Source organism: Nocardia aurantiaca, assembly GCF_009708175.1.
In the GTDB taxonomy this organism is placed as follows: domain Bacteria; phylum Actinomycetota; class Actinomycetes; order Mycobacteriales; family Mycobacteriaceae; genus Nocardia; species Nocardia aurantiaca.
Genome location: NZ_WMBB01000008.1, coordinates 1 through 17,564, shown reverse-complemented (window position 1 = coordinate 17,564; position 17,564 = coordinate 1). Strand labels below are relative to the sequence as shown.

Genomic DNA, 17,564 nt, shown 5'->3' with positions numbered 1-17,564 from the left:
TCTCAACCATTGTTCAGGTCTTAGTGTCGGTGGACCGGGGTTCGATGGAACCCGGACCGGTGAGGAGCGGGGATGAGTATCGAATCCGTGGCGTGGAATCAGCTGTATCGGCAGATGAACGCGCCCACAGAGCAGCGACCGTTGCGGTTGGCCACGGCCCGGCGGATTCTCGCCTTCGCCAAGCCACATCATCGGCCACTGGCGGCGTTCCTGGTGTTCAGCATCGTGTCCGCGCTGCTGGCGGTCGCCACCCCGGTGCTGGCCGGACGGGTGGTCGACGCCATCGTCGGACACGGCGCGCCACGCACGGTGATCGTGCTGGCGGTGATCATCGCGGTGGTGGCGGTGTTGGATGCCGGGCTGGGGCTGGTGATCCGGTGGCTCTCGGCGCGCATCGGAGAGGGGCTCATCTTCGACCTGCGCACCGCGGTGTTCGACCACGTGCAGAAGATGCCGATCGCGTTCTTCACGCGCACCCGGACCGGCGCACTGGTGAGCCGGCTCAACAACGACGTTATCGGGGCGCAGCGAGCGTTCAGCACCACTCTGTCCGGGGTCGTCACCAACGTGGTGACGCTCGCGCTCACCCTGGCCGTCATGCTGCGGCTCTCGTGGCAGATCACCCTGCTCGCACTGGTTCTGCTGCCGATCTTCGTGGTGCCCGCCCGTCGCATGGGCGAGCGGCTGGCCGGGATCCAGCGCGAGGCGGCCGGGCTGAACGCGGCCATGAGCACCCAGATGACCGAGCGGTTCTCCGCGCCCGGCGCGACGCTGGTCAAGTTGTTCGGGCGGCCGCGGCAGGAGTCGTCGGAGTTCGGGCTGCGGGCCGGGCGGGTACGCGATATCGGAGTCCGCACCGCCATGCTCCAGACGGTGTTCGTCACCGCGCTCACCTTGGTCTCAGCGCTGGCATTGGCGCTGGTCTACGGCCTCGGCGGGTACCTCGCGCTGAAGGGACAGCTGGAACCCGGTGCTGTGGTGGCGCTTTCGCTGCTGCTGACCCGGCTGTACTCGCCGCTGACCGCGCTGGCCAGCGCCCGGGTGGACGTGATGTCGGCGCTGGTGAGCTTCGAGCGAGTCTTCGAGATCCTGGATCTGAAGCCGCTGATCCAGGATTCGCCGCTGGCGGTGCCGGTGCCCGAGGGGCCGGTGGCGGTGGAACTCGACGACGTCAGCTTCGGCTATCCCTCGGCGGACAAGGTGTCGCTGGCCTCGCTGGAGGACGTCGCCACCCTCGACACCCGCGGCGGTGAGGAAGTGCTGCATCGGGTGTCGCTGCGCGCGGAGCCCGGGCAGATGGTGGCGCTGGTCGGCTCCTCCGGGGCCGGGAAATCCACCATCGCGCAATTGGTTTCGCGGCTCTACGACGTGGATTCCGGCGCGGTGCTGCTGGGCGGCAAGGATGTCCGCGAGCTGACCGGGCAGTCCATCCAGGACACCGTGGGCCTGGTCACCCAGGACGGACATCTGTTCCACGACAGCATTCGCGCCAACCTGCTGCTCGCCCGCCCCGAGGCCGCCGAGGCCGAGCTCTGGGATGCCTTGCAGCGCACGCGTTTGCGCGATCTCATCGAATCCCTGCCCGACGGTCTGGACACCGTGGTCGGCGAGCGCGGCTACCGTCTCTCCGGCGGTGAGCGCCAACGTCTGACCATTGCCCGTCTGCTGCTCAAACAGCCACGGGTGGTGATCCTGGACGAGGCCACCGCATCCCTGGACTCCACCTCCGAGGCCGCGGTGCAGGAGGCCCTGGCCGAGGCCCTCGACGGCCGTACCGCCCTGGTCATCGCGCACCGGCTGTCCACCATCCGCAACGCCGACCAGATCCTGGTGCTCGAACACGGCCGCATCGTCGAGCGCGGCGCCCATGCCGAACTGCTCGCCGCGGACGGCCGCTACACCGAGCTGTACCGCACCCAGTTCGCCGACTCCAGCGAACCCGCGGTCGCCTGATCGGACACGACTCGTTGCCGGATCGGCAACAGAATTCGAGTTCGCCGGGCAGCCGCCGATAGCGTCGGGGTATGAGCGCTCACTCGCACGAACAGGCAGGCACCCCAGGACATCCGCACCCCCACGGTCACGGCCACACCCACGACGGGATCGACTGGGCGGCCATGATCGGCGACCTCCGGCGCGATGACGCCATGTCGGCGGACGCCGATGCCGAGATCGCCCGGCGGCTGATCGGGCCGATTCCCGCCGACACCGAGCCGACCGTGCTGGACATCGGCGCGGGCGCCGGCGGGCAGAGCGTGGCGTTCGCACGGGAACTGCTGGCGCGCGGCGGGGGGCGGCTGGTGATCGTCGACGCCGTGCCGGAACTGCTCGAGGCGGCGCAGCAGGCCGTGAAGGTCGCACTCGACGGCGACGATCGCGTGCGGGTGCAGACCGTGCACGCCGATGCGGCCGCGGAGGACTTCGGCGCCGGGATTCCGGCGGCAGATCTGGTGTGGGCCTCCCGTATGGTGCACCACCTGCCCGATCAACAGGCGGGCGCCGCGCGCCTGGCCGGACTGCTGCGCCCCGGCGGCCGGCTGGCGCTGGCCGAGGGCGGGCTCCCGGTCCGTTGCCTCCCTTGGGAACTCGGGATCGGCGCGCCCGGCCTGCAGGATCGGCTGCTGGCCCTGCGCGATGCGGGCTTCGCGCAGATGCGCGCCGATATCACCGGGGCGATCTCCATGCCCTACGGCTGGAACGTGGCACTGAGCCGGGCCGGACTGACCGAGGTGACCTCCTTCAGCGTGCTCACCGACCATCCCGCGCCGCCGTCGCAGGCCGTACGCGACAGTGTCGCCGCCTGGCTGCGGGGACTGAGCGAGCGGATCGGTGATCGCATCGGCGAGGACGATCGCGCTACATTGAGGGCACTGCTGGACCCGGCCGCCGACACGTATATCGGTGCGCGCGAAGACATTTATATTCTCGGCGTGACCACGGTCTTCCTCGGACGCCGCTAGCCGCGATGCGCGTCGTCCCGGTGTGAAACCCGGATCGGGCGCGGTCGTGATCTGGCCGTGCCCGAACCGACACCGTGTTGTGGCCGCAGAGGCCGCTCTGACGTCCCGAAATGCCCTGCTATGCGGCATAATTCGAGCTCCCATGGCATAAACCCACATGATCGTTTCACATGCCGGGGGAGGAGTTTCGGTGACCCGTACCAAGGAGCAGCGGCGCACGCCCGCGACCCGTGTCGAGGAGATCGAGCGCATGTTCGGCGCCCGAGAATCTCAGCCCGCCGCCGACGCGCCTCCCCTGGAACTACGGGTCGCCGGTGGCACCAAACGCACCGACGATGACTGGATCGTCCCGAAACAGCTGGTGGCCGACTGTGTTTCGGGCAAGCTGGTGGTGGACTTCACCCGGGCCCGGTGCTCACGGCGGGAGATCGACATCCGGGTCACGGCCGGCGCGGGCGCTATCGTGCTGATCGTGCCGCGCGGCTGGCGGGTCGACCTGGACGGGGTACGCCCGGGCAACGGCTCGGTGACCAACCGGGTCACGCTGCCCCGGTTCCCGGGGGCGCCGCTGATCCGGGTCACGGGTGAGGTGGACACCGGTGTGGTGAAGGCGCGCTACGCCTACCGTTCGCCGCTCATGTGGTTACGCCGCTCCCGCTGACGGTTTCCGCAGATCCCGGCATTCCGGGAGACCATGCGGTATGACGGAGGGGTGACGCGCTGGCTGCTGCACGTCGACCTCGACCAATTCCAGGCCGCGGTCGAGTTCCGGCGGCAGCCGGAGCTGCGTGGACAGCCGGTCATCGTGGGCGGAAACGGAGATCCAGCCGAGCCTCGCAAGGTGGTGTCCTGCGCGTCCTATCCGGCGCGGACTTTCGGGGTGCGGGCGGGCATGCCGCTGCGCACGGCCGCCCGGATCTGCCCGGAAGGCGTGTTCCTGCCGCAGGACCTCGCCACCTACGCCGAGGCGTCCGAGGAGATCATGGCGCTACTGCGCACATTTCCGGGACGGGTCGAGGTGCTCGGCTTCGACGAGGCGTTCCTCGCCGTGGACACCGAGGATCCGGAGGCGCTGGCGCGCGAGATCCGCGCCGCCGTCGAGGAGTTGGAGCTGACCTGCGCGGTCGGCATCGGGGACAACAAGACCCGCGCCAAACTGGCCACCGGATTCGCCAAGGCGGTCGGGAAGTCGGTGCGTTCGGACGACCAACCCCGGGAGGAGGACGCCGGAACCGGGATCTTCCGGCTCACCGCGGACAACTGGGGCGAACTGATGGCACACCGGCCCACCACCGCACTCTGGGGTATCGGCACGCGCATCGCGAAACGGCTGAGCGGCTTGGGTATCGAGACCGTGGCCGATCTGGCCGCCGCCGACCGGAACTCGCTGGCCGCGGAGTTCGGGCCCAATACCGGGCCCTACCTGTGGGTACTGGGACACGGGGCGGGCGACACGGACATCGCCGAGCCGCGAGAACCGGTGGGCCACAGCCGATCCGAGACGTTCCCGCACGACCTCACCGAACGCGAGGAGATCGACGCGGCGGTGGTGCGGCTGGCAACCCAGGTGGCCGAGGAGACGCTCGCCGCCGGGCGGGCCGTCGGGCGGGTCGCTGTCACGGTGCGCACCAAGACCTTCTTCACCCGCAGCAAGCAGCGGAAACTGCCCGCTCCCGCCACCGATGTGGATGACATCGTGCAGACCGCGCTCCAGGTGCTGCATGCCTTCGCGCTGGATCGGCCCATCCGGTTGCTCGGGGTCCGCGTCGAATACACCATGCTGTGATCAGGTTCCACCGACGGAAGGCATTCAAATGGATTCAGCATCGTGCGGCAGTTCCCATGGGGGCGGTGGAGCGACGGGCGGGCGCGACTACGAGAACATCCTGTTCGAGCACGACGGCCCGATCGCCCGCATCACATTGAATCGGCCGAATGCCGCCAATGGCATCGATCAGGCGCTCGCCGACGAGCTGGAGCGCGCGGCCACCTACTGCTCGGAGGATCCGGCGGTGAAGGTCGTGGTGCTCACCGGGGCCGGACGGTTCTTCTCGGCGGGCGGGGACGTGCGGGCCATGGCGGCCAGCGACGACACCGGGGCGTTCATCGAGCAGCTGGCCGGAACCCTGCACCGGGCGGTCTCGGCGCTGGCCCGGATGGACGCGCTGCTCATCGTGGGCGTGAACGGCACGGCCGCGGGCGCGGGCATGAGCCTCGCGGTGGCCGGCGACCTGGTGGTGGCGGCCGAATCCGCCTCCTTCACCATGGCCTATACCAAGGTCGGCCTGAGCCCGGACGGCGGCGCCTCCTACTACCTGCCGCGCCTGATCGGGCTGCGCAAGACCCAGGAGCTCATGCTCACCAACCGCACCCTCTCCGCGGCCGAGGCCCTCGAATGGGGTCTGCTGCACCGGGTCGTGCGCGATGCCGAGCTGGCCGACGCGGTCGAGAGCCTGGCCCAAGAATTCGCCACCGGGCCCAAGGGCTCCAATGCCAACGTGAAGAAGCTGCTGCTGGTCTCCGGCCAGCACACCCTGGAGCAGCAGCTCAGCACCGAGGCGGCCTTCATCACCCACTGCGCGGAATCCGCGGACGGTCAGGAGGGCATCGCGGCCTTCGTCGGCAAGCGCGCGCCGAAGTTCGCCTGAGCTCGCGAATTTCGCCCGCGAGCCCGGCCGTTTTCCCCGATCCGGCCGGTGCCCGGAGCCCTATGCTCGGGACATGGAGTTCCAGGCGATGGTGGCACACGAAACGGACAGTGGGATCGCCCTCATCCGGGAGGAAGTCACCGACGACTTCCTCATGCCGGGCGACGTGACGATCAAAGTGCACTTCTCGAGCGCCAACTACAAGGACGGGCTGGCCATCACCCCGCGCGGCGGCGTGGTGCGCCAGTACCCGCTCATCCCCGGCATCGACCTCACCGGCGAGGTGGTCACCTCCGCCGATCCGGAATTCGCGGCCGGCGATCTGGTCGTGGCGCACGGATACGACATCGGCGTGGCCCACCACGGCGGTTTCGCCGAGTACGCCCGCGTCCCGGCCGGGTGGGTGGTGAAACTCGACGGCCTGACCCCGCGCGAGGCCGCGGCCATCGGCACCGCGGGCTATACCGCGGCCATGAGCGTGCAGGCCCTTCTCGACCGTGGGCTCACGCCCGACGCCGGTCCGGTGCTGGTCACCGGTGCGACCGGCGGTGTCGGCAGCGTCGCCGTCGACATCCTGGCCGGTCTCGGATTCGAGGTGGTGGCCTCCACCGGCAAACTCGGTGCGGGCGAACTGCTCTCGACGCTCGGCGCGTCCTCGGTCATCGGCCGTCTGCCCGGTGAAGGCGAGAAGCTACGCGCCCTCGGCAAGGCTCAATGGGCGGCCGCTGTCGACAGCGTGGGCGGCACCTCGCTGGCCCACATCCTGAGCACCGTCAAATACGGTGGCGCGGTGGCGGTCTCGGGCCTGACCGGCGGTTCCGACCTGCCGACCACGGTCATGCCGTTCATCCTGCGCGGCGTCGCCCTGATCGGCATCGATTCCGCGCACTTCCCGATCGTCCAGCGCCGCGATCTCTGGGCGCGACTGGCCAAAGACCTTAAGCCGCAGCATCTCTCGCTGCTGGAGAACTATGCCCCGATCACCGAGGCGGAGTCCGTCCTGCACTCGATCCTGGACGGAACCCACTCCGGCCGCACGGTTCTCGGTGTGACGGGCGAGTTCTAGCCGACCTCCGCACGAACGAGGTTGTGGTCGGACACCCCGGCCACATCCTCGACCGTGAGGCCGCGCACCGGAACACCGTGCGCCACCACATGATCGATGAACTGGGATTTCGCGCCCGAGGTCCGTGGCCGAGTCGGGACGGAATCCGGCGGGAACCCGGTGACGGTGAAGCCCTCACCCAACCCGGCGGCGAGATCGTCCCGGCCGACATTGAAATCACCGATCAGGACGGCCGGGCCATCACCGGCGACTTCGGCCAAGCGCGCGAACTGGCCGCTGCGACGCTCATCGCCGGTCACGTGGGTGACGATGATCAAGATCCCGTCGATCTCGACCGCCACCAGGCCTTTTCCGGGGTCGAGGGCGTGCGGTTCGGCGAGTACCAACCGGCTGGGCCCACGCACGATCAGGACCAGATGCTCGGTCCGATCCGCCAGGGTGTTCGGCACCCGGCGCGGAGTCGGAATCCGCGGATAGTCGAGGACGTGAAAGGTCCGGTCCGGCAGGGCCTCCCGCAGGCTCGCCAGCTGATCGCCGCTCACCTCCTGGAGCCCGATGACCGCTTCCTTCCGCGCGGCGACGGCGGCGGTCACGACGGCGATGCGCTGCGCCTCCTCCGGCCACCGTGCGGCCATCTCACTGTCCCAATTGTCGGCATGCACGCGGTGCAGGACATTCCATGTGGCAATGGAGATCACCTATGCACCCTACGAGAAACATAGGGACCGTGTGGGTTTCGTTTCATGTGAAACAAAGAATGTTCGCTGATGGGTTGCCGATTCATTCCGCGCCCGCCAAGACGTCCAGGGCCGCGGAGAGGTGGGGCAGCACGGTGGGGCCGTAGGAGGCGGCGATCTCGGACAGGGCACGGGTCAGATGCGGGGCGATGGCGGCGGCGGGGAGGAGCTCATCGGCGAGGACGATGCCCCCGACCACGTGGGCCGCGCGAATGCGCTCGTCGGAGGTGACTTCGTAACGCCAGGAACCGATCTGGACGCGCTCCGGCTCCGAACGGAACAGGGATTTGCGGGGCGGTGTCCGGGTCACCCCCGGGACGCCGGCGAAGACGGTGAAGACCAGCGCGAGGCCCCCCGGCCCGGCGAGCGCGGCATTGATGGCGCGGCCGGCGGCCGCGGTGTCGAAATCGGTCACGAGTTCATTCCGAGGGTGAACTGGGGAAGGATGGGGTCGCCCTCGCCGACGCGTCGGATGGCGGTGCCCGAGGCGTAGAACTCCACGGTGTGATAGCCCCAGGCGTAGTTGGAGATGTCGACGCTGACCCCGGTGACGCCGTTGGCGCCGTCGCGTTCGGCCTCGGCCTGCATGCGGGACATGGCCAGCTCGCGGGCCTGATAGTTGCCCTGCGTCCACTGCGGCATCTCCATATTGCGGCCCATCTGGCTGAGCATCTGACGGAAACCCTGCACGGCCACGTGGAAGACGCAGTTGCCCATGACGAAGGCGATGGGTGCGTACCCGGTGCGCATGAGCGTCACCATGTCCTGGCCCGAGAGGTGACTGGTGAAGGCCTGACCGTTCGGTCGCCGGTAGCTGCCAGGGGATTTCGCGAAGCGCACGGCCGTGCCGACGGCGATGAATTCCAGGTGTTCCATGGATTCGCCGTGCTGCCGCCACTCCAGGCGCACCCCCACCACGCCGTCGGCCCCGAGCGAGTCGGCCTCGGCCTGCATGCGGGACATGGCATTCCAGCGTGCGCGATAGGTGGCCTCGGTCAGCACCGGGAGCTCCTGCTGCTGACGGATACCGGTGAACTGGAAGCCGACGTGGTAGACGGACACACCCATCACCAGGTCGATGGGCTCGAATCCCGCGCCGTGCAACAGCGCGAACTCGTTGACCGACAGATCCGAGGTGAAGATGCGGTTCGCGTGCGAGAGCCGCTCCCCGGCGACCTGATCGAGCTGGTTCGGCTGACTGGGCTGATTGGGTTGCATGGCGTTCGCCTCCGTCGGATCCCCGGTGGACCCTTCACGAGGGTACGACCCGGTGTGGTTGCGAGCCCGCCGAAATGGACGGCAGCCGTGCGTGTTCACAGCACACGCACGGCTCCCGTCCGGTTTCCGTCAGGCGGTCGCGCTCAGCGGTCGTCCGTCGTAGGCCGGTTCGGCGACCGGCTCGATGGCGTAGGCCAGGATGTCGGCCACGTCGGCGACGGGGCGGACATCCAGCGCGGCCAGCACCTCGGCCGGGACCTCATCCAGATCCGGCTCGTTGCGGGCCGGGATGAAAACGGTCTTCAGCCCGGCGCGCTGAGCGGCCAGCAGCTTCTGCTTCACCCCGCCGATCGGCAGCACGCGTCCGTTCAGCGTGACCTCACCGGTCATGCCGACATCCGCGCGCACCTGACGGCCCAGGGCCAGCGACACCAGGGCGGTGACCATGGTGACGCCCGCCGAAGGACCGTCCTTCGGGACGGCGCCCGCTGGGAAGTGGATGTGGATATTGCGATCCAACACCCTCGGCTCGATGCCGATCTCCTCCAGGTGGGAGCGGACATAGGTCACGGCGATCTGCGCGGACTCCTTCATGACGTCACCCAGCTGACCGGTCAGGGTCAGTGAGCGCTCGCCCTCGGCGGCATTGGCCTCGATGTAGAGGACGTCGCCGCCCGCACCGGTCACGGCCAGACCCGTGGCGACACCGGGGACCGCGGTGCGTTCCGCCCCGTCCGGGGTGAAGCGCGGACGGCCCAGGTAGTCCTTCAGGTCGCCGAGCCCGATCACCAGTTGACCGGAAGCGGCTGCGGCCGAACCGGATTCGGCGTCGTAGCCCAGCTCCTTGTCGTAGCCCAGGCGTTCCGGCACGAATTCGCCCTTGACGAGCCGGCTTTCGGCCTCGGCGATGTCCGCCGACTCCGACAGCTTCGTCGCCGCCTTGCGCAGCGCCTTGGCGATCAGCCGCTCCATCTGCCGCACACCGGCTTCCCGGGTGTAGTTGGCGGCGACTTCGCGCAGCGCCTCGTCGGTGATCGAGACCTCCTCGGCGGTCAGGGCATTGCGCTCGAGCTGCCGCGGGATCAGGAAGTCGCGGGCGATGGCCACCTTGTCGGCCTCGGTGTAGCCGTCCACGGTGATCAGCTCCATGCGGTCCAGCAGCGGGCCGGGAATCGTCTCCATGACGTTCGCGGTCGCGATGAACAGCACGTCGGACAGGTCCAGATCCAGGTCCAGGTAGTGGTCGCGGAAGGTGTGGTTCTGCGCCGGGTCCAGGACCTCCAGCAGGGCCGCTGCGGGATCGCCGCGGAAGTCCGAGCCGACCTTGTCGATCTCGTCCAGCAGGACAACGGGATTCATCGATCCCGCCTCCTTCATGGCGCGCACGATGCGGCCGGGCAGCGCGCCCACATAGGTGCGCCGGTGACCGCGAATCTCGGCCTCGTCGCGCACGCCGCCCAGGGCGACGCGAACGAACTTGCGCCCCAGGGCCCGTGCCACCGATTCACCCAGCGAGGTCTTGCCGACGCCGGGCGGACCGACCAGCACCAGCACCGCGCCGGAACCGCGACCGCCGACGACCTCCAGGCCGCGGGCGGCCCGGCGGGAACGCACGGCCAGGTACTCGACCATGCGGTCCTTGACCTCGTCCAGGCCGTGGTGGTCGGCGTCCAGCACCGCGCGAGCGGCCGAAACATCGGTGGAATCAGTGGTTTTCACGCTCCACGGCAGTTCCAGGACGGTATCCAGCCAGGTGCGGATCCAACCCGACTCCGGGCTCTGATCGCTGGAACGCTCGAGACGCCCCACCTCGCGCAGGGCGGCCTCCCTCACATCCGCGGGCAGGTCGGCGTTCTCGACGCGGCTGCGGTAGTCCTCCGCGCCGTCCGGCTCGTCCTCGCCCAGCTCCTTGCGAATCGCGTTGAGCTGCTGGCGCAGCAGGAACTCGCGCTGGGTCTTCTCCATCCCCTCGCGCACGTCCTCGCTGATCTTCTCGCTGATCTCGGTCTCGGCGATGTGCTGGGTTGTCCATTCGATCAGCTTGCGCAGGCGGGCCTGGGTGTCCGGGGTGTCCAGGATCTCGCGCTTCTGCTCATTGCTCAGGTACGAGGCCCAACCGGCCGCGTCGGCCAGGGTGGACGGATCGTTCATCTGATTGACCGCGTCGATGACCTGCCAGGCCTCCCGGCGCTGCAGGACCGACACGACCAGTTTCTTGTATTCGGCCGCGAGCTCTTTGGTGCGTCCATCGGCCGCCGGAATCTCGACCGGCTCGGCCTCGACCCAGAGGGCGGCGCCCGGTCCGGTCACGCCGTGGCCGATCTTGGCCCGGCTCTCCGCCTTCAGCACCGCCGCGGGCGCGCCGCCGCGCATCCGGCCGACCTGTTCGATGGTGGCCACGACGCCGAAACTGGCGTACCCCTCATCGAGGCGCGGCGCGACCAACACCTGGTTGACCTTGCCCGCGCTGGCGGCATCGATGGCGGCCTGCGACGACTCGTCCAGCTCGATCGGCACGACCATGCCGGGCAGCACGATCGGATCGGTCAGGAACAGGACTGGCAGGTTCTGTGGTGTAGTCACGTCTTCGACCCCTCTCAAGGTTGAGCGTTACCTACTCAACTCAGGGGGTATACCGATTGTTCCGGACCGATGTTCGCCGCGGGCGAACACGCGCTGGCAGGTTCTGATTCGTTTTCTGACGTTCGTGTCGGAAACGAGCCCGGAGTTCTCACTGTCTCGTCGTCGAAAGCGGTCGGCGATCCATCACGCGACCAGGTCCTAGCTGAGTCGTGTCGTCGTTCCAGGTCGCGTCCGTGACCTCATGGCCGAACCGGATATGGGGGATGATCTGGAACCGCTCGGCCACCGTACGCAGATAGGCCTGGATTTCAGGTTGCAGCGGATACAACCGCGACCAGTCGGGGTTGGGGGCGAAGGAGAACGAGTACAGGATCGACGGGATATCGCATTGGGCGCCGGGGTAGGTGTTGGCCTGCCAGGTGCCGCCGACGTCCTCGGCCCGCTCGAACAGCACGAAATCGTCGATGCCCTGCTCTTTGAGCGCGACGGCGGTTCCCAATCCGCCGAAACCGGCTCCGATGATCGCGACGGTGACGATCTGCGGGGTCGAGGGCGCGGGTGATGATGTGGCCATGGCGTGGGTGGCCTTTCCGTAGTGCGTTCTTGCGGCGAATTATTATGTGGCGCAGTTGCTTTCGCGCGGGTCAGCTCGCCGGTTCGGCGTCCGTGACGAGGTGATCCTCGAGGAAGTGACGATTGACCGGTGCCACCGCACCCGATGGGCGTACGGTCGCTGCCGCGATGGCGCGGGTCTGCCGGGCTCGCCACGATCCCGGCGCGGTGATGTCGGGGCTATTCACCGCCGACCGGCCGGGTCGCCACGGTGCGCTGTGGGTGTGACGCCGGCGTTGGCGACCACGATGTCGATTCGCGACGACCAGGCCAGCGCCTGCTCGGCCGCGGCGGCCATGGCAGCCCGATCGCGGACATCCGCCACCACGGGCAGCACACGGTCGCTGAGTTCATCGGCCAGTTGCTGGACCGAACGCTCATCGTGGTCGAGCGCGACCACCCGCGCGCCCTGGCCGACCAGCATCACAGCCAGTTCACGGCCTATGCCCGCACCGGCGCCGGTGACCAACACCGTCTGCGCTTTACGACTTCCTCGATGGAGTGCAACGCGCCGGAATCCTGCCCCGTGATGACAGCTGGCCGTTCCGGGCGCTGATGGCGGCATCGAAGATCCCGGCGGTCACCAAGAAGATCGGGCAGCGGATCCGCAAATAGGACTTGGTCCGCTCGGGCGCCGAGCGACCCCGCGGCAGCGTCTCCCCTCGCTCGGACTGCCCACCCGATCGCTCGTTCATTCGGCGTGTGGCCAGACCGGTCGACCGGAATTCCGAGCCTGCGAGCCGCTGCCCCGACGGAGTACTCGACCAGAGGTTCCGCAGGCCGATCACCATCCTCACGCACCCACCGCACTCACCCCGTTTTCCCCCGCACCCCACGACCTGACCGCCGCGGCGGGGTTGTGTTCGGCGGTTCCGGTGATATTGCGAGCCATCCCGCCGAACACGACGCTGTGAAACGGCGTGATCGCCTTCCAGTAGAGGTGACCGGCAAGCCCGTGCGGCTGGAAGATGGCGCGTTGCCGGTAGCGGGAACCCCCGCCGGGGTCGGGTTCGACGCCGAGTTCGAGCCATGCCAGTCCCGGGACCCGCATTTCGGCGCGAAGCCGCAGCAGGCGGGGGCGGTCGATGTGTTCAACCCGCCACCAGTCCAGAGCTTCGCCGGCCTGCAGGCGGCGTGGGTCTTTGCGGCCGCGACGCAAACCGACACCGCCGGTGACCCGGTCGATCCAGCCGCGCAGCGACCAGGCGAGCGGAAACGAGTACCAGCCGTTTTCGCCGCCGATGGATTCGATGACCGCCCACAGGGTCTCGGGGTCGGCGTCGGTGTGGCGCTCACGGAGGTCCTCGTACAGTGAGCCGCCGGACCAGGCCGGGTCAGTGGGCAGCGGATCCGAGGGCGCGCCGGGTGTGCTGGCGTCCGACCAGCGGGTCGGCACCTCGGCGTTGCGGATGCGGGTCAGTGCCAGCTCCATGGCCCGTTCACAGGAAGTGAGGCCGTCGGCGGGGTCGGGAATGTACGCGGCGATGTCGTGGTCGCCGCAGACCACTTCGTGGACGAGAGATTCGATGAGCGGGACGGCCAAGGCGCGCGGCACCGGGGTCACCAGATTCACCCATTGCGCCGACAGCCATGGCGTGAGGACCGGGACCGGCAGCACCACCCGCCGAGCCAGCCCTGCGACCACCGCGTACCTGCGCATCATGGTCAGGTAGGTCAGGACGTCGGGACCGCCGATATCGAACGGGCGGTTGACGTCGGCGGGCAGCTCGGCGGCCCGCAGCAGGTAGTACAGGACATCGCGCACGGCGATGGGTTGGATGCGGTTGCGCACCCAGCGGGGGGTGATCATCGCGGGCAGGCGTTCGGACAGGTAGCGCAGCATCTCGAAACTGGCCGAGCCGGACCCGATGATCACCGCCGCGCGCAGTTCTGCGGTAGGGACCCCGGATGCCCGCAGGATTTCTCCGACCTCGGCGCGGGAGGCGAGGTGGCGCGAGAGCTCTGTCTGATCCGGGATGATGCCGCCGAGATAGACGATGCGCCTGACCCCGGCCGAGGCCGCCGCGGCCGCGACGACGCGCGCGGCGCGCTGATCGACGTCGTCGAAGTCGCGGCGGGTCAGCGAGTGCACCAGGTAGTAGACGACCTCCTGGTCGGCGACCGCGGCGCGCACGTCGTCGGCATCGGTGACATCGCCGCGCACCACCTCGACCTGATCCCGCCACGGCACCTCCGACAATTTCTCGGGTGTCCGGGCCACCGCCCGGACCTGATGTCCGGCCGCCGCCAGTACAGGCACCAAGCGTCCGCCGATGTAGCCGGTCGCGCCGAAGACCACACACCGCATGTTCGATCATCCTTCTTCCGGGTCGGGGATCGGTGGATACCTCGTCCGGTTCGCGCCGGCCCCGGTGTTCACCGCTTCACGGTTGCGTGTTCAACCACCACACGCTGCCGTTGGCGACTGCGCGCCGCCCTACGGCTCGGGCTTGCCACCTGTTTCAATGCACAAACGATGCATGACCTCCCAGCCGCGCTGGAAGATTCGGCGTTCACGCGGGTGGCATCAAGACCGAGTCGATCAGGTAGACGGTGGCGTTCGCCGTCTGCACACCGCCACAGATCACCGAGGCGTCCGCGACCTTGATCTCATCGCCCGACCGAGTCGCGCGCACGGTGGCACCTTCGACGGTCTTGTGTTCGCCCGCGATCTGACTCGGCGCCAGCCTTCCGGGCACCACGTGATACGTCAGAATGCTTGTCAACTTCGCCGAATCGGTTTTGAGCGAATCGATCGTCGCCGCGTCGATTTTCGCAAACGCGTCATCCACGGGCGCGAAGACGGTGAACTGACCGCCATTGAGCGTGTCCACGAGGTTGACCTGCGGATTGAGCTGACCGGATACCGCCGCGGCCAGCGTCTTCAGCAAAGGGTTGTTCGATGCCGCGACAGCGACCGGCTCTTGCGCCATGCTGTCGACCGATCCCGGTCCGGTCGGCACCTGTTTCGCGTAGGCGGCGCAACCAGGCCCGACCAAATCCGCCGCCGGACCGCCCGAGGCCGACGACGTGGGCGCGACCGAGGTGGGCATCGCTTTCGATGTGGTGGACGAGGAATCAGAGCTATTGCCGGAGCAGGCCGAGGCGCCGAGCAAGGCAACCGCCAAGGCCAGACCGGTCACTACCGAGCGTTGGGCATTCCGCATTGTTCCGTCGCTTTCGTCGATTCGATCCCGTAGGGCGTCTGTTGTTACGTGGGTCGGCATCGCCTACACCCAGAGCCGTCGACCATTTCCGAAGGTCCGGTGCCGCACCTTTCTCATTGCGCTGCGTCATCGATCCAGCGCGACGATCTCGACGAGCACCACCTGACTCTTGCACCATTCTGACACGAGTGCATCGTTTTTGCATCGAATGATCTGAGATAGCGGAGTTCGCCTGGGTCGCGGAGATCGAACGACCGCCGCCAGTGGACATAGTCCACGCTCGAAAGATCCTGGGCGGCAACGTTTTTGGCCTCGAACCGCCAGCAGCCGGTCAGCCGGGTGATCTCCGAAGCCGACAGCCCCGCACCCGTTCCGCGTGGTCGGCGAACGGTGAAAGCGACCCGACCTCCTCCGACCATGAGCCGATACGCGACGCGGAAGCATGGGTCCGGCAGAGAAGGGCCCTTCGGCCCTGACGCCGCCCGATCCCGAGCAGGCACTCTTGAACGCGGAGATACGCGAGGGGTCGAATCGAGGCAGTTGAACAGCGGTCACCAGTTCGAAATCGACTCGCCGGCTCGATTGTCGGCACAGCGAAGCAAGGAGCGTCGGTGATGCTGGGCGAATTGAAGGATCCTCAGATCGAGCATGTACTGCGCAGTGAGGTGGTCGGCCGAATCGGATGCGTCAGCGACGGCCGCGTGTACGTCGTACCCATCACCTACGTCTACGACGGTGAGTGCGTCTACGGGCATTCGGGCGACGGAGACAAGTTGCGCGCGATGCGTGCCCATCCGCAGGTCTGCTTCGAAGTCGAGCATGTGGACAATCTCGCGAACTGGCAGAGCGTGATCGCGTGGGGCACGTTCGAGGAACTCCACGGGCAGCAAGCGGAGGCGGGCATGCGGCTACTCGTCGACCGTCTCATGCCCCTGCTTTCCAGCAGTACGAGCCGACCGACACATGGTACGGCGCCCTCCGGTAGCGGGCAGGCAGCGATTTACCGGATCCGGTTGGAGCGCCGAACGGGACGATTCGAAAAGCAGTGACGTGGCATCCCAGCACTGCCATGGAGAAGCCCGACCATGCCGCGACAACGCCTCCCGCTCTGCGGGGCGCACCTACGAGTAGTCGTGGGCGTCGGCCGCGGTGCGCAGTTTGGAGGCGTAGACGGCGGCCTGAGTACGGCGTTCCATACCGAGTTTGGTCAGCAGCCGCGAAACGTAGTTCTTGACGGTTTTCTCCGCCAAGAACATTCGTTCGGCGATCTCACGATTGGTCAGGCCGTCGCTGAGCAGATCGAGCAATGTTTGCTCCTGCTGCGACAGTGCCGCCAGGGGATCGTCCTTACTCTGGGTGCGGTGACGTATCTCGTCCATGAGGGCGGCCGCGGCGCGATTATCCAGCAACGATTGGCCGCCTCCGACGGTCTTGATCGCGCCGGCCAGTTCCATGCCCTTGATGTCCTTGACGACGTATCCGCTGGCACCGGCAAGGATCGCGTCCACCATGGCGTGCTCGTCGGTGAACGAGGTGAGCATCAGACAGCGCAAGCCATTCAGCCGTGACAGCAGCTCACGGCACAATTCGATGCCGTTTCCATCGGGCAGACGGACATCGAGGACCGCGACATCCGGGCACAGCGCCGGAATCCGGGCCAACGCGGTGGACACGGAACCGGCCTCACCCACCACGGTCAGCTCGGGGTCGGCCCCGAGCAGATCCGCGATACCGCGTCGCACGATCTCGTGATCGTCAACCAGGAACACCTTGATCATCAGCTCAACCGCTTCCCGTCGCCGCGCTGCTGCCAACATCAAGATTTCTCGGCACCCAGTTTACGTCGTATGCCCATTTCGCGGATTTGCCCATCGCCGCGTTCCGAACGGCGGCCGACACAGCGTGACCGATGAGCCCTCGTCGACGAGGCGGTTGACCGGGCGTACCCCGTGGTGAACGATTCGGCCGAAGCAGGCCGCGGTCAGCGACCGAATCGCACCTGGCGGGCCCTGTACCCGGGAAGCGGCCGGCCGATGGCGAGCACGGCGCATGACCGCGGCGATATCCAACGAGCCGAAGCCTCGCCGCGCAGGCGACGATCCCAGCGGCGGGCCACGTCGCGAACTTCAACAGATGCTTTATGCGTGTGATGGATTCCGGCGATTACTTTCCAATGCTGATGGATTACGGCATGTCACCGGGGTGATGTCATGGCGGCCTTCATTGTGACAGCGGTTACATCTGTTCGCGATGAGGGAGTTCCCATGAAACTTCACACCCTGGCGTTGACAGCGTTCTCCGCTGCCGCGGCCGTGACCGTCAGCGCCGCCACGGCGGCCGCGGCGCCGGAGACGGCCGCCGCGCCGGTGTCGTACCACGCTGCCATGGTCGGGGATTCGGTGTTCGCTACGTTGCGGGACGGCACGTTCGAGCTGGCCGCCGACCGGCGGTCGGTGACAGTGAGCGATGCACTCGGGCATGTGCTCGACACCTTGCCGTTGGCCGCCGAGGTCGATGGCCGGCAGCTGCCGATCCGGCCGGAGATCTCCGGCGACGCGCGCACTCTGACCCTC

15 protein-coding genes and 2 pseudogenes are annotated in these 17,564 nt (G+C 67.8%); 8 read left to right on the top strand and 9 right to left on the bottom strand.

Annotated features, from left to right (window positions below; all coding sequences use genetic code 11):
• Positions 1-72: 72 nt before the first annotated feature.
• From GLP40_RS17865 to GLP40_RS17840, 6 genes are all read left to right on the top strand, one after another.
• Positions 73-1,953 carry an ABC transporter ATP-binding protein gene (locus GLP40_RS17865; protein WP_154789096.1) on the top strand — a complete coding sequence of 627 codons (1,881 nt, stop codon included), beginning with the start codon at positions 73-75 and terminating at the stop codon, positions 1,951-1,953.
• Between the two features lie 71 nt (positions 1,954-2,024).
• Positions 2,025-2,960: a class I SAM-dependent methyltransferase gene (locus GLP40_RS17860; protein WP_154789095.1), complete on the top strand. Its 936-nt coding sequence runs from the start codon at positions 2,025-2,027 to the stop codon at positions 2,958-2,960.
• Positions 2,961-3,150: 190 nt separating this feature from the next.
• A complete protein-coding gene (locus tag GLP40_RS17855; protein WP_154789094.1) occupies positions 3,151-3,621 on the top strand; it encodes a hypothetical protein in 471 nt (156 codons plus the stop codon).
• A gap of 51 nt (positions 3,622-3,672) precedes the next feature.
• A complete protein-coding gene (locus tag GLP40_RS17850) occupies positions 3,673-4,746 on the top strand; it encodes a DNA polymerase IV (protein WP_328290312.1) in 1,074 nt (357 codons plus the stop codon).
• A gap of 28 nt (positions 4,747-4,774) precedes the next feature.
• Positions 4,775-5,608: an enoyl-CoA hydratase/isomerase family protein gene (locus GLP40_RS17845; RefSeq protein ID WP_154789092.1), complete on the top strand. Its 834-nt coding sequence runs from the start codon at positions 4,775-4,777 to the stop codon at positions 5,606-5,608.
• Positions 5,609-5,681: 73 nt separating this feature from the next.
• Positions 5,682-6,674 (top strand): oxidoreductase, encoded by a 993-nt coding sequence (locus tag GLP40_RS17840; protein WP_154789091.1) that lies wholly within the window; start codon positions 5,682-5,684, stop codon positions 6,672-6,674.
• On the opposite strand, the gene GLP40_RS17835 is transcribed toward GLP40_RS17840, so the two are convergent.
• The 8 genes and pseudogenes from GLP40_RS17835 to GLP40_RS17795 all read right to left on the bottom strand — a co-directional run bounded on the left by GLP40_RS17835 (position 6,671) and on the right by GLP40_RS17795 (position 14,991).
• A complete protein-coding gene (locus tag GLP40_RS17835; RefSeq protein WP_328290311.1) occupies positions 6,671-7,372 on the bottom strand; it encodes an endonuclease/exonuclease/phosphatase family protein in 702 nt (233 codons plus the stop codon). The genes GLP40_RS17840 and GLP40_RS17835 overlap by 4 nt on opposite strands.
• An 82-nt stretch (positions 7,373-7,454) precedes the next feature.
• A complete protein-coding gene (locus GLP40_RS17830; protein WP_328290310.1) occupies positions 7,455-7,826 on the bottom strand; it encodes a DUF5073 family protein in 372 nt (123 codons plus the stop codon).
• On the bottom strand, positions 7,823-8,629 hold the full coding sequence (locus tag GLP40_RS17825) for a heavy metal-binding domain-containing protein (RefSeq protein ID WP_154789090.1): 807 nt from the start codon (positions 8,627-8,629) through the stop codon (positions 7,823-7,825). Before GLP40_RS17825 ends, GLP40_RS17830 begins: the two co-directional genes overlap by 4 nt.
• Before the next feature lie 129 nt (positions 8,630-8,758).
• A complete protein-coding gene (gene lon, locus GLP40_RS17820) occupies positions 8,759-11,212 on the bottom strand; it encodes an endopeptidase La (protein ID WP_328290309.1) in 2,454 nt (817 codons plus the stop codon).
• Positions 11,213-11,411: 199 nt separating this feature from the next.
• Positions 11,412-11,786, bottom strand: a pseudogene (locus tag GLP40_RS17815) (flavin-containing monooxygenase); the annotation flags it as partial.
• 222 nt (positions 11,787-12,008) lie between these two features.
• A complete protein-coding gene (locus GLP40_RS17810) occupies positions 12,009-12,296 on the bottom strand; it encodes an SDR family NAD(P)-dependent oxidoreductase (RefSeq protein WP_196054716.1) in 288 nt (95 codons plus the stop codon).
• A gap of 321 nt (positions 12,297-12,617) precedes the next feature.
• Positions 12,618-14,132 (bottom strand): SDR family oxidoreductase, encoded by a 1,515-nt coding sequence (locus GLP40_RS17800; protein ID WP_154789087.1) that lies wholly within the window; start codon positions 14,130-14,132, stop codon positions 12,618-12,620.
• A gap of 205 nt (positions 14,133-14,337) precedes the next feature.
• Positions 14,338-14,991 (bottom strand): fasciclin domain-containing protein, encoded by a 654-nt coding sequence (locus tag GLP40_RS17795; protein WP_154789331.1) that lies wholly within the window; start codon positions 14,989-14,991, stop codon positions 14,338-14,340.
• Between the two features lie 614 nt (positions 14,992-15,605).
• Here GLP40_RS17795 and GLP40_RS17790 point away from each other — a divergent pair.
• Complete coding sequence (locus GLP40_RS17790; protein WP_154789086.1) at positions 15,606-16,040, top strand: pyridoxamine 5'-phosphate oxidase family protein; 435 nt, start codon at positions 15,606-15,608, stop codon at positions 16,038-16,040.
• Between the two features lie 72 nt (positions 16,041-16,112).
• On the opposite strand, the gene GLP40_RS17785 is transcribed toward GLP40_RS17790, so the two are convergent.
• On the bottom strand, positions 16,113-16,769 hold the full coding sequence (locus GLP40_RS17785) for a response regulator (RefSeq protein ID WP_154789085.1): 657 nt from the start codon (positions 16,767-16,769) through the stop codon (positions 16,113-16,115).
• Between the two features lie 486 nt (positions 16,770-17,255).
• Here GLP40_RS17785 and GLP40_RS17780 point away from each other — a divergent pair.
• Positions 17,256-17,564: pseudogene (locus GLP40_RS17780) on the top strand (ammonium transporter); the annotation flags it as partial.

Excerpts from the sequence above, each read along its gene's own strand:
- GLP40_RS17865 (WP_154789096.1), top strand. The coding sequence starts at position 73 with ATGAGTATCGAATCCGTGGCGTGGAATCAGCTGTATCGGCAGATGAAC.
- GLP40_RS17860 (WP_154789095.1), top strand. The coding sequence starts at position 2,025 with ATGAGCGCTCACTCGCACGAACAGGCAGGCACCCCAGGACATCCGCAC.
- GLP40_RS17845 (WP_154789092.1), top strand. The coding sequence starts at position 4,775 with ATGGATTCAGCATCGTGCGGCAGTTCCCATGGGGGCGGTGGAGCGACG.
- GLP40_RS17840 (WP_154789091.1), top strand. The coding sequence starts at position 5,682 with ATGGAGTTCCAGGCGATGGTGGCACACGAAACGGACAGTGGGATCGCC.
- GLP40_RS17795 (WP_154789331.1), bottom strand. The coding sequence starts at position 14,991 with ATGCGGAATGCCCAACGCTCGGTAGTGACCGGTCTGGCCTTGGCGGTT.
- GLP40_RS17800 (WP_154789087.1), bottom strand. The coding sequence starts at position 14,132 with ATGCGGTGTGTGGTCTTCGGCGCGACCGGCTACATCGGCGGACGCTTG.
- GLP40_RS17785 (WP_154789085.1), bottom strand. The coding sequence starts at position 16,769 with ATGATCAAGGTGTTCCTGGTTGACGATCACGAGATCGTGCGACGCGGT.
- GLP40_RS17790 (WP_154789086.1), top strand. The coding sequence starts at position 15,606 with ATGCTGGGCGAATTGAAGGATCCTCAGATCGAGCATGTACTGCGCAGT.
- GLP40_RS17825 (WP_154789090.1), bottom strand. The coding sequence starts at position 8,629 with ATGCAACCCAATCAGCCCAGTCAGCCGAACCAGCTCGATCAGGTCGCC.